Source organism: Achromobacter sp. SIMBA_011, assembly GCF_046535435.1.
GTDB lineage: Bacteria > Pseudomonadota > Gammaproteobacteria > Burkholderiales > Burkholderiaceae_B > Achromobacter > Achromobacter dolens.
Genome location: NZ_JAWRWN010001025.1, coordinates 1 through 246, shown reverse-complemented (window position 1 = coordinate 246; position 246 = coordinate 1). Strand labels below are relative to the sequence as shown.

Annotated in this window: 1 pseudogene; it reads left to right on the top strand. The window is 65.9% G+C overall.

The annotated features are described in order from the left end of the window. Positions 1-246 (top strand): annotated as a pseudogene (locus SB816_RS34115) (P-type conjugative transfer ATPase TrbB); the annotation flags it as partial.

The window sequence follows — 246 nt, the reverse complement described above, 5'->3', positions numbered from 1 at the left end:
CCACGATTCACGCCGGTTCCGCCTTGGGCGCGCTGCTGCGCCTGGAGCAACTGATTCTTGAAGTGGCGGTGAATCCGCCGCGTGCGTTGATCGCCGAGGCCATCAACGTCGTCATCCACATCGCCGGGCGTGGCCGCAAGCGCCACGTCGAAAGCATCGCCCGCGTCGTCGGTTTCGACAGCGTGGGCTATCGCCTGGCGGATGCACTGGAAACGCCGTTTCCCGAGCTGCCGCCAGTTCCTTCCC